The sequence below is a fragment of the Lichenibacterium ramalinae genome (genome assembly GCF_004137085.1).
In the GTDB taxonomy this organism is placed as follows: domain Bacteria; phylum Pseudomonadota; class Alphaproteobacteria; order Rhizobiales; family Beijerinckiaceae; genus Lichenihabitans; species Lichenihabitans ramalinae.
This window is the reverse complement of sequence record NZ_QYBC01000004.1, coordinates 270,605-282,184: the sequence shown is the minus strand read 5'-3', so window position 1 is coordinate 282,184 and position 11,580 is coordinate 270,605. Positions and strand designations below refer to the sequence as shown.

Annotated in this window: 9 protein-coding genes; 3 read left to right on the top strand and 6 right to left on the bottom strand. The window is 65.7% G+C overall.

Annotated features, from left to right (window positions below; translation table 11 throughout):
• Positions 1-355 precede the first annotated feature (355 nt).
• On the top strand, positions 356-1,339 hold the full coding sequence (locus D3272_RS06860) for a glycosyltransferase family 2 protein (RefSeq protein WP_165361257.1): 984 nt from the start codon (positions 356-358) through the stop codon (positions 1,337-1,339).
• A 723-nt stretch (positions 1,340-2,062) separates the two neighbouring features.
• Here the strand turns inward: D3272_RS06860 and D3272_RS06855 are convergent.
• The 6 genes from D3272_RS06855 to ileS form a co-directional block, all read right to left on the bottom strand.
• Positions 2,063-2,287, bottom strand: coding sequence for a hypothetical protein (locus D3272_RS06855; protein WP_129218394.1), 225 nt, complete (start codon positions 2,285-2,287; stop codon positions 2,063-2,065).
• Positions 2,288-2,729: 442 nt separating this feature from the next.
• Positions 2,730-3,497 carry a class I SAM-dependent methyltransferase gene (locus D3272_RS06850; protein WP_129218393.1) on the bottom strand — a complete coding sequence of 256 codons (768 nt, stop codon included), beginning with the start codon at positions 3,495-3,497 and terminating at the stop codon, positions 2,730-2,732.
• Positions 3,498-3,723: 226 nt separating this feature from the next.
• Entirely contained in the window at positions 3,724-3,960 is a 237-nt protein-coding gene (locus D3272_RS06845; RefSeq protein ID WP_129218392.1) for a hypothetical protein, read from the bottom strand.
• 825 nt (positions 3,961-4,785) lie between these two features.
• Entirely contained in the window at positions 4,786-5,484 is a 699-nt protein-coding gene (locus D3272_RS06840; protein WP_129218391.1) for a hypothetical protein, read from the bottom strand.
• A gap of 37 nt (positions 5,485-5,521) precedes the next feature.
• Positions 5,522-6,073 carry a signal peptidase II gene (gene lspA, locus D3272_RS06835; RefSeq protein WP_129218390.1) on the bottom strand — a complete coding sequence of 184 codons (552 nt, stop codon included), beginning with the start codon at positions 6,071-6,073 and terminating at the stop codon, positions 5,522-5,524.
• Positions 6,070-9,159 (bottom strand): isoleucine--tRNA ligase, encoded by a 3,090-nt coding sequence (gene ileS, locus D3272_RS06830; protein ID WP_129218389.1) that lies wholly within the window; start codon positions 9,157-9,159, stop codon positions 6,070-6,072. The genes lspA and ileS overlap by 4 nt, the downstream gene beginning before the upstream one ends.
• Before the next feature lie 395 nt (positions 9,160-9,554).
• Here ileS and D3272_RS06825 point away from each other — a divergent pair, with 395 nt between their 5' ends.
• Together D3272_RS06825 and D3272_RS06820 are read left to right on the top strand one after the other, a co-directional pair.
• Positions 9,555-9,794 (top strand): hypothetical protein, encoded by a 240-nt coding sequence (locus tag D3272_RS06825; protein WP_129218388.1) that lies wholly within the window; start codon positions 9,555-9,557, stop codon positions 9,792-9,794.
• A gap of 134 nt (positions 9,795-9,928) precedes the next feature.
• Positions 9,929-11,257: a TAXI family TRAP transporter solute-binding subunit gene (locus D3272_RS06820; protein ID WP_165361256.1), complete on the top strand. Its 1,329-nt coding sequence runs from the start codon at positions 9,929-9,931 to the stop codon at positions 11,255-11,257.
• Positions 11,258-11,580: the final 323 nt, after the last annotated feature.

Sequence of the window (11,580 nt, the reverse complement as noted above, 5' to 3'; positions counted from 1 at the left end):
GGACACGCAAGTCCTCGTTGCACCTCGACGGACCCCTTCCGACGACGCCGATCTCACGCGACCCCGTGGGTAGTTACCGTTTTTTAAACCAGATTGGAATAAAGAACTATTGATGAATTGCAACTACATCAATCACCTATCTGTCTTTAAGAAATCATCCCTACCGTCAACTCCCTTAAGGGTTGGTTTTGAGGGTAGCCAGGATTACGATCTACTTTTGAGAACATTACCCGCGATGGCGAGAGGAGCGATAGTACATCTTCCTTACATACTATACTCGTGGCGTGTCACTAGCGACGCGCAATCGTTCTCTCAAAAAAAAGCGCGTAGAGCAAAATTGACGTCGATGCTTGCGTTGAGTGACTACATTTCGAGTCAGAACATCGAGGCTGAAGCCGTCGAGAACGGAGATACGATGTTCCGCATGCGCCGCCTCTGTCCGAAAGCCAGTCCTCTGATTTCCATCATCATTCCGACGAGGGACAGGTCGAATCTTGTGAAGGCGTGTGTCGATGGCATACTGCATCGCACCGACTATGAAAACTGGGAGGTCATCATCGTCGATAATGACAGCGAAGAGGAAGAAACTTTTTCCTTCTACCGCAATGTCTTGGAAGACAGCAGATTTAAGGTAATACATTATCACGGAATATTTAATTACTCAGCAATCAATAATCTTGCCGTGAAAAGCGCACGAGGTGAGTTGTTATGCTTGCTAAATAATGATGTTGAAGTGATAAAACCGAATTGGCTGAAGGAAATGATGGCTTACGCTGTTCTGCCTGACGTGGGTTGTGTGGGTGCTCGATTACTCTATGAAGACGATACGCTTCAACATGGCGGGGTCATCATTGGACTCGGTGGCGTAGCAGGCCATTCACACAAACGTCGTGGGTTGGGTGATCCCGGATACTACAGACGCATCGATCTTGTGCATGAGATGTCGGCCGTCACTGCCGCATGTTTGGTGTGCAGTAAGAAAAAATTTGAACAAGTCGGTGGCTTTGAGGAAGAACACCTCAAGGTCGCGTTCAACGATGTCGATCTCTGTTTGAAAATGGCCGACGCAGGCTATAGAAACATCTATAATCCGGAAGCGACTCTCTACCATCTGGAGTCCATCTCTCGCGGTAGTGACGATACTCCAGAACATGTAGAAAGGTTTAGATCTGAAGTCGCACACATGAAGAAAAGATGGCAGAAGTACATTAATCATGACCCGGCCTATAACCCAAATCTAACTATTGATAGAGAGGATTTTTCAATTTCGTGGGCTCCACGAGTATCGCGAGTGCCGTCCAAGATCGACTTCGATCAATGGGGAAATCAGGGCAGATAGGTGACAGTGGTGATGTTTTTTGGAAGCGTCGCTGCTGTGCCAAATCGAACGGGTTCGCACAGTTTCTCGCCGTTGTGGTGAGTTTGGCGTCGCCCGCGTTCCGGCGCTGGTAGCGGCAGCCGCACAGTGCATGTCAGCACTGCGCTGGATTTGGGGTGACGCACAATGGACGGCTAGTTGCGAGGCACCGGCTACGCCATCGACGGGCACCTGACCAACTCTCACACCGTGCTGAAACGGGCGCTGTGGCGTCCTCGGCACTGCACCCGCCTCCTGCTTGGACATTCGATGCGGGCTTCCGCTACGCGGCGGAGGTCCTTCAACGAATGGTCGATCTGGTCCGAGCCAACCACGACGCACAGGATCTGACCCGGGACTTTGACCAGTCCGCTCCGGTAACCCGGAACTGGGTGACCGAGGCTGCCTGCCGGGCGGTCGGCGAGAGACGAAATCCTTTGCGCTTGATGCTACGCTGACGGCGGCGGAGCACGACGAACTGGCCCGCCTCCCTCGAGAGAACAAACAGCTGCGCCTGGTGCGCGATGACGACGAAAGAAGCTTCCATTACGATCAAGCCAGCCCTACGGCGAGACGACCCGAAAAAATCTACTGATACGGGATCCGCGGGACCAGACCAGGACTCCCCTCTCGTGATGCCACCAGAGGTGATCCAGCGGATCCAGTACAACACCGGCGAGAGAAGCGCGGCCTCAGGCGGCGAGCTCAACCTTTCGGTCGGGCACCATCACTCAACCACTGAGTTTCGGCCACCAAACGCCGCGCATAGCGAAACTCGGCTAGGATGCCCTCATAGGCCTTGAGTGCGCGGCGGGCCGCAGTGTGGTCTTTCCCGTCCAAATCCATCGCAATTACCCGGTAAGCCTGGTCTAATATACGCCGTTCGCTTTCCGCGATGAGAGCGTCGAAGCGGGCGAGACTGACGACCATGGTCTTGACCTGAGTGGGGCGCAATCGCCACGGGCATAACAAGATCTAGCCATCAACCTGTCGAGCTGACACAGAATTGAGCCCTTGCAGGGTCGCCACACGCCTCACTTCAAACCTTGGGCTTCTCACGTGTATTACATTGTGCTCCGATGACGCTTGGCGCGGCTCCAGCAGGTCACAGGGCCTCGCTGCGAGGCGCCAATCGCGGCGGGGCCGAGGTTTGGGCGACGGATCATCGCAACTACAGAAGCGATCCGAGCTGCACCGCAGCGGATTCTGAATTCCCCCCGCACTGGGGCCACATCGCGCCGCCCGACCGATCGCATTGTCATCAAGTTACACCGGCGGGAAAAACGAGGGCCATAAGGGTAGGAGCATCGAACCCTATGCACTAAGGTGTAGCATCACTCTGCTCAGCGCCGCGCACACTCACTCAGCCTTGTTACCGCTTTGCGCAGATCGCGATGGCTGGACCGTTCTGATGCTCAGGGTCATCGAAGTTGACCGTCGTTTCATAACCACGATCATGGAAAAACTTTAACAAGCTGTCACGTTCGAGCCACATCGCGTAGCTCTCCGACCCGCCCGAGAACCCCTTCCAACTGAGGGCAGATTCAGGGTACAGGCGCTTGGACCCGCGATACGCGGTCCCGTTCAAGGGCTCGGGCTCGGCGAACTGCTCACGATCGGGGTGCTCCCGTATGACATCAGGATCGTAATGATGCGTCCACAGCATGAGCCTGTCCGTCTTCCCGACGATCCGCTCGAGCAGCTGCAGTGGATCCGTCATGTGGTAGAGCACGCCGGATGCGACGATAATGTCGAACGAGCGGCTCCTTTCGAGATAGGGGAGGAAGCTGCCCAGCTTGAAGCTCACGCGCGACATGCCCATGATTTCTTTGACGCAGAGGCATTTGAGGAAAGCGCGGGCGTTGGCCTCGATGGCCGTGACCGACGCCGCGCCGAGTTGCTCCAGCATGAAGGAGTGGGCGCCTTCGAGTGGGCCGAGTTCGAGGATGTCGAGCCCTCGGAACGGTCCCAGAACCAGGTTGGCCCAGCTGATGCGCCCGTCTGCGAAGAGCGCCGCATGCCCCGGTTGGGACATTGCGCGCAGATCGCTTGGCATCGCCGTCGACCACTCGCCATCGAAGAGGTCGATCACGTTCTGAGCTGACGGTGCGGTGCTGACGAAGCTCGTGCTAATATCCATGGCTGACCCTTTGTGCTCGATGACGAACCTTCACAACCTACATGGATCGTTGCTGGCGCGCCTTCAAAAAAAAGTCGGGTGGACGATCCCGTTCGCACCGGTCATGCATTGTGGGTCGGACCACGAACACGAGTACCGAAAACACGATTGTGACGAAGGACGCGATGCTGAAATCGCTGGACAACCCGCGGAAGTCTTACTCGATTCTACAGGCCACTAAATTAGCTCAGTCAGTCGGTATGTTGCAGGCGCTGCTCATAGAGAAGCGGGACAGGGCAAGGTGAAGTTCGACATAACAGGGGGAACCGGCCGAGAACATGACGGGCGCAGCCACCCGCCCCAGCGCCTCCACTACCTGCTCGACCTCGCACGTCAGCGGCGGATCGCCATCTAGGCACAGCCGATCGAGCGGCCACAGGTCGGCCCCGGCGGTGCGCAGCAGAACGACGTGATCACGCTTCACGACTTACCATGCGGCAACGGCTGGCACCGTAGGATGACAGCAATGGCTGCCGCCACCGTGCCGTTGCTCAACATTTCGTTGAGTTCGCTTGAATTAAGGTAAGTTACGGGTCATATGGCCGGCCTCGAAACCGGCTTTGGTTCACTTTGCGGGGAGAGGCTCAAGCCGAGCGGGAGGCGCGCCCTGGAACTGCGTGACCGATAGACGGCGCATCCACGCAATGGAGCAAAGAGCCACGAGATCGAGTCGTCCCAGCTCACATCTTCGAGGTCACTGCGTCTCACGCCGTCAATGAGTCAGACTTAAGCCCGTCGCGCAAGCCTGCATTGTACCCAGGCCTCCATCGATCGGCGTCGGGAGCCTGACGCGATCCCGTGGGTGACCCCTCATCAGGTGCCCTGTCGGCTCCCTTCGGACGCTCAGTATCAATCTTTCGACGCTCTCGTTCAGGCTTAGGCCCACCGATGAGACAAGATTGCGCTCCGCGACTGGGCCTTGTCGGAGGTGAGGGCGGCTTGAACGACAATCGCCATCCAACCGTTCATTTGGTCGGAGTTAATAGCAGTCCATCACATGACGACCAAAGCTAAAGATGATTGCCTCACGCGACTGAGTGAAGGCACCGCGCTCGACCAAGTCCAAGGGCGCTTTCAGCAGAGGAGCAGTCCGTTCGAAAGGGAGGGAGCTTGCAGGCAGTTGGCAGAGGTCGACTCCTTCCTGCGCCAAGCCCACCCTGTGCGTGACCACCGGGTAGGGTCGTTAGGACATCGAACTTACGCGCATTGTCTGCGCCACCCGATGATCCACACCGACCCCCCCCCCGCATCACTCCTCGGCGGCGCGCTTCTTGGCTTCCTGCTGCTGCATATAACGGGCGCTCGAATCGTCCACCTTCTCCTCGGGCGCCTCGGTGGTGGCCTTCACGGCCTTCACGGGCTTCAGGTAGCCCTTGGGCGGCTGGGTGAGGAAGTCGCGCGAGGGTTCCTGGCCCGCCACCAGCGTGTCCCTCTTCTCGGGGTTGGCGGCGCGGTAATGGTCGCCCTCCGCCTTGAGAACCTCGGGGCTGAGGACCGTGCAATTGTGGCCCTGGCCGTCGTTGCCGCAGTCGTTCGGCCGCACGGGCTCGCTTTCGGCGGCGCGGCCGCGCGCCAACTCCTGGGCCGACACGATCTCGCCCTTGTCGCTGTGCACGGCGCCCATCGTATGGGGGGCGCGGGCCTCGTCGGCCTCCTTGCGCCGCTTCAGCACGTCCGGGTCCTGCGGCCAGGCGGCGGAATGCCGGATGCCGCCGCTCACGGGCTTGGGCAGCGCCGCGTCCTTGGGCAGCACCAGCGGCGGGCGCTCGCGATATTCGATCGGCGGGGGCGCGTCGGTCCTGATGATGCCGACCGAGCCGAGCACGGACGAGAACACGTTGGCATAGCCGTCGTCGGCCGCGCGGGCGGGCGAGACGGCCAGGGTGCAGAGGCCGATCAGACCTGCGGCGGCGAAGGATCCGCGACGACGGGCCAGCGATCCGGGCATGAGCGACTCCACCTCGACACGTGTGACGGTTTGCGCGTCACCTCTTGTGCGACGATCGCGGCGTTTTAGGGGCGTCGACCCCGGCCGCGGGGGACACGGCGGCGGCGGGCAGCGTGGGCGCGGCCGGCGTCCGCACCCATTCCAGAAGCAGCAGCACCACGCCGGCCGTGATGGCGCAGTCGGCACCGTTGAAGACGTACCAGTGAAACCCGCCCGCGTGAAGCGAGACGAAATCCACCACGGCGCCGTAGGCGACCCGGTCGACGAGGTTGCCGAGCGCCCCGCCGATCAGCAGGCCCAGCGCCAGGCAGGTCGACAGCGTCGTGCTGCGCCGGAGCCACAGCGCCAGCGCCACCGTCGCCGCGAGGGTGGCGGCGATCAGCAGGTAGCGGCCGGTGTCGGTGTCGGAGGTCAGCAGCGAATAGGAGACGCCGCGGTTCCACGCCATGACGAGGTCGAAGCCCGGCGCCACCCGGGTGGGCGAATGCCCCGGCAGGTCGAAGCCGCGCAGCAGCCAGGTCTTCGACGCCTGGTCGGCCGCGAAGGCCAGGGCGGCCGCCAGCAGGCCGAGGCGGCGCGGGTCCGTCACGGCAGGCGGCCGGCGGCGGCGAGTTCGCGCAGGGCCTGGGCGTCGCGCGGCGTCACGTCGGGGTAGTCGGCCTGCGTGCCGACGAGGGGCGTCACCTTCCACGAGCGGGCGCAGCGCCGGCCCTCGGCGCGGCGGGGCAGCACCGCGACGCCGGGGACGTCGGCCAGCCGGTAGGCGTCGGCCGGCCCTTCCCCACCCTCCAGCGCCAGGCCCGACGTGATGCAGACCTCGGCGAAGTCGACGCCCGACAGCAGCGCCAGCAGGTCGGGGTCGGCGACGAAGACCGTCGGGGCGGCTTCGAGCGAGGAGCCCATTCGCTTGGCGGCGCGCTCCAGCTCCAGCGCGCCCGTCACGACGCGGCGTGCGTCGCGGATCCGCCGCCAGCGCGCCGCCAGGGCCTCGTCGTGCCAGCTCGCCGGCGTGTCGGGGAAGAGCTGCAGGTGCACCGAACCCGTCGGCGACGGATGCCGGGCCAGCCAGGCCTCCTCGGCCGTGAAGGACAGGATCGGGGCGAGCCACACCACCATGCGGTCGAAGACGGCGTCGATGACGGTGAGGGCGCCGCGCCGGACCGTGCTGGACAGCGGGTCGCAGTAGAGCGCGTCCTTGCGGATGTCGAAGTAGAAGGCCGACAGGTCGCTCGTCATGAAGGCGCCGAGCGCCGCCAGGATGCGGGTATAGTCGAAGCCCGCATAGCCGGCCCGCACGGTGCGGTCGAGCTCGGCCAGGCGGTGCAGCATCAGCCGTTCGAGGTCGGGCAGGTCCGCATGGGCGACGGCCTCGTCGGGCCGGGCATGGGCCAGCGTGCCCAGCATCCAGCGCAGGGTGTTGCGCCACTTCTTGTAGGTCTCGACCGTGGTGTTGAGCACGGTCTTGCCGAGCCGCTGGTCGCCAGCATAGTCGGCGCCCGCCACCCACAGGCGCAGGATGTCGGCGCCCGAGGCCTTGATGACGTCCTGCGGCGCCACGACATTGCCGAGCGACTTCGACATCTTGCGCCCGTTCTCGTCGAGCGTGAAGCCGTGGGTCAGCACGGCGTCGTAGGGGGCGCGGCCGCGCGTGCCGCAGCTTTCCAGCAGCGACGAGTGGAACCAGCCGCGATGCTGGTCCGAGCCTTCGAGGTACATGACCTCGTCGTCCCCGCCGTCGACCCGGCGGCGCAGGCCGGCGAACTGCGGGAAATGCTCCGGGTCCTCCAGCGTGAAGGCGTGGGTGGAGCCGGAGTCGAACCAGACGTCGAGGATGTCGTCGACCTTGCGCCAGCCCTCGGCGACCCGCTCGCCGAGGAAGCGCTCGGCGGCCCCCTCCTCGTACCAAGCATCGGCGCCCTCCGCCGCGAAGGCCGCCAGAACCCGGGCGTCGACGGCGTCGTCGCGCAGGATCTCGGCCGTGCCGTCGGCCGCCTCGCGCACGAAGATGGCGATGGGCACGCCCCAGGCGCGCTGGCGCGACACGACCCAGTCGGGCCGGTTGGCGATCATGCCGGTGATGCGGTTCTCCCCGGCGGCGGGAACCCAGCGGGTCTCGGCGATGGCCTGGAGCGCGACGCCGCGCAGCGTGTCGGGCGCGTTGGCGCCGTGGGCGGCCCCGGCCCGGCGCGCCGGCGCGCCCGGCACGTCGAAGGGCTCGTCCATGGCGATGAACCATTGCGGCGTGTTGCGGAAGATGACGGGCTTCTTGGAGCGCCAGCTGTGGGGGTAGGAGTGCTTCAGGCGGCCGCGCGCCACCAGCGTGCCGGCCTCGAGCAGCCCCGCGAACACCGCCTCGTTGGCGTCGCCCTTGGCGCCCTTGTCGGTGAGCACGCGCTTGCCGGCGAAGCCGGGGGCGTCGCCCGTGTAGAAGCCGTCGGCGTCGACCGTATAGGGGATGCGGGTCTCGATGCCGCGGGCCTGCAGGTCGCGGGTGGAGGCGAGCCACAGGTCGAAGTCTTCCCGGCCGTGCCCCGGCGCCGTGTGGACGAAACCCGTGCCGGCCTCGTCGGTGACGTGGTCGCCGGCCAGCATCGGCACCTCGAACCCGTAGCCCGGCAGGGTCGCGGCGAAGGGATGCGACAGCGCGCCGACCGAGAGCGCCTCGGCCGAAACGTCGCCCAGGCGCTCGAAACCCTCGACCCGGGCGGCCTTGAACACGCCTTCGGCCAGCGTGTCGGCCAGGACGTAGCGCTGGCCCGGCTTGGCCCAGTTGTCGGCTGCCGCCGCCGTCACGGCATAGAGGCCGTAGGACACCTTCGGCGAGAACGCGACCGCGCGGTTCCCCGGCATGGTCCAGGGCGTGGTGGTCCAGATGACGACGCGGGCCGGCATCATCTCGCCGGACGCCTCGTGGCGGAATGCCAGGGCGTTCCAGGCGGCGGCGCGGGCGTCGAGCACGCCGCCCGCCCCCGCCACCACCTTGCAGGGGAAGGCGGCGAAGACGGTGTCGGAGGTGATGTCCTCGTATTCGACTTCGGCTTCGGCCAGCGCCGTCTTCTCGACGACGCTCCACATGACGGGCTTGGAGCCGCGGTAGAGCAGGCCGTTGCGGGCGAACTTCAGGATCTCGCGCGCGATGACGGCCTCGGCGTTGAACGCCATGGTGGCATAGGGATGGTCCCAGTCGCCCACGATGCCGAGTCGCTTGAACTCGTCCCGCTGCACGTCGAGCCAGCCTTGCGCGAAGGCCCGGCACTGGCGGCGGAACTCCACCACCGGCACGTCATCCTTGTTGCGCCCCTTGGCGCGGTATTCTTCCTCGATCTTCCACTCGATGGGCAGGCCGTGGCAGTCCCAGCCCGGCACGTAGTTGGAGTCACGGCCCAGCATCTGCTGAGACTTGACCACCGTGTCCTTCAGGATCTTGTTGAGCGCGTGGCCGATGTGGATGCTGCCGTTGGCATAGGGCGGCCCGTCGTGCAGCACGAACTTCGGCCGGCCGGCGGCCTGGGCCCGCAGCCGGCCGTAGAGGTCGATGGCGGCCCAGCGGGCCAGCAGTTCGGGCTCGCGGGCGGGCAGGCCGGCCCGCATCGGGAAATCCGTCTGGGGCAGGAACAGCGTCTTGGCGTAGTCGAACCCGGCCGTCTCGGCATCGGGTGTGGCGGCGTCGGTCATGGGCGGGAACCGGAAGGCTGGCGGCGGCGGGACGCGCACCGCTTCGGGGAAGGCCGGCAATCGGCGCGCCGCGGGAGCGACGGCGGGATCATGCCGGTCGAGAGGACGACAGCGAGGTCCCGTGCGGTGCGAGCGTGCTCAAGCGCCGCACGGGCCGGTATTCATCGTGATCCGCGCCCGCGTCGTCATGGCGGTGACGTAGCAGGGCGCTAGGGAGATTGGAAGGGTTCCGTTCTTCGGGTCCGCGCCGGACCCGCCGTAACCGATGCCGATCCTCGCGCGTTCAACGGTCCGGAGCCCAGGCGAAAGGCCGTCTCGGCTCCGCGTCAGCGTATCGGCGAGGGGACCGGCACGGCGTGCCGGCCCGACCAGCCACGGAGGAGTGACCGTCACCCATGGGGACACAGGCCGAACCTCACGTCTGGAACATGTTCAAGCGCCGGGAGGAGGGCGAACTCTGGTGCGCGGTGCCGGCCGACACGGCCGTGCCGCGCTTCCTGTTCTCCGGCGAATGGGACTTCAGCGGCCAGCATCCGGAACCCCGGCCCCTGCCGGGCTTCCAGCGGACCATCGCGCTGCAATCGGTGCGGATGAACGGCTTCTACCTGTTCCAGAAGCTGCCCAACGCCGCCTGAGCGACGAATTTTCCGGAGCCTTCGCGGCGGCGGCCTCGCCGCGGCGCGGTCAGCGCCACACAATGATCCACAAGCCATCGTCCAATCGGGTCGGGCGAAGGGGAGCGGTCCGGCTCCGGGGGGGATCAGGCTCGATGCAACGCTCCATCACCATCCTGGCGGTCGGCATCGTGGCGCTCGCCCTCACGGCGGTGGGCTTCGCCACCTTCTGGTACGAGCGGCCGACCCGCCTCACCGTGGCGATCGCCAAGGCCGATGCCGAGGACTACGCGCTGATCGGCACGGCGGCCAAGCTGCTGAAATTCGGCAAGAACGCCGTGCGCCTCCGCGTCGCGACCGTGGACGGACCGGCCGCCGCCTCGGCCGCCGTCGATGCCGGCAAGGCCGACCTCGCCGTCATCCGCACCGATGTCGCCCTGCCCGACGACGCCCAGACCGTGGTGATCCTGCACCGCGACGCCGCCCTGCTGGTGGCGCCCGCCGGCGGGACCGTGCACGACGTGGCCGATCTCGCCGGCCACACCGTCGGCATCGTGCACCGGGGCGCCGGCAACGAGGCCATGCTGGCGACGGCGCTGGCGCAATACGACGTCCGCCCCGAGGACGTCACCATCGTGGGCCTGGCGCCCGAGGAGGTGGCCGGGGCCCTGAAGGCCAAGACGGTCGACGCCGTGCTGGCCGTCGACGTGCTGTCGAGCCCGCGCCTGCGCGACATCGTCAAGGCGGCGGCGGCGGCGGGCGATGGCGCACCGACCCTCGTCCCCATCGCCGAGGCCGACGCCATCGCGCAGCGCTCGCCCGGCTACGAGAAGCTCGAAGTGGTGCGAGGCGCCTTCGGCGGCACGCCGCCCCGCCCCGCCGAGGAATACGACACCCTCAGCATCACCCACCGCCTCGTCGCCAACGAGAACGTGTCCCAGGATCTGATCTCCGACCTGACGCGTTTTTTCCTCACGGAAAAGATGCAGATCGCCGCCAGCGTGCCGATCGCCCGCCGCATCGAGGCCCCGTCGACCGACAAAGGCCTGGCCCTGCCGGCCCATGCCGGCTCGGCCGCCTACATCGACGACGACGAGCAGACCTTCTTCGACAGATACAGCGACATGATCTACATCGGCGCCATGCTGCTCGGCGTGCTGGCTTCGGGCGCCACGGCGGTGTTGGGGCGCATCCAGAGCCGGCGCACCGCCTCGCTGGAAACCAGCGTGGGTCGTCTCCTCGAGATGCTGGCGCTGGTGCGGGCCGCGCCGTCCGACGGCGCGCTGGACGCGCTCCAGGGCGAGGTCGACGGCATGATGGCTGAAGCCCTGCAGGCGGCGAGTTCGGCCGGCGGCGACGACCGCCGCCTCACCGTCTTCGGCCTCGCGCTGGACCAGGTCAGGGCCGCGGTGCGGGACCGCCGTGCGCAGATCGCCGCCATGGGCCCGGTCGCCGGCCCCCGGCTCGCCAGCGCCGCGGAATGACCTTCGCCGGCGCGCTGCGCTGCACTGCACCACGCGGGGTTCCCAAACCCTGCCCGATGGTGTAGGACCACCGCGCTCATGGGCGTCCGATGGCCCGAGCCTGGCGGATGTCCGGTCCGTCCGGCGCGGGATGTCGGCACGGATTCGGTGCAGCGGGTCACAGGATCCGGGGGTGGACCCCTCCGGGAGGCTCGGTGCCCGAGGGCGTCCTTTGGGGGAAGTGCGGCCGGCGCCTCGGGGCGGCTGGTCCAACGCGGCGCTTCACCCGATGGAGATCCCGAATGCCCGGTCGCCGGGCGCCTTTCCCCAGGGGACGGCGCCGC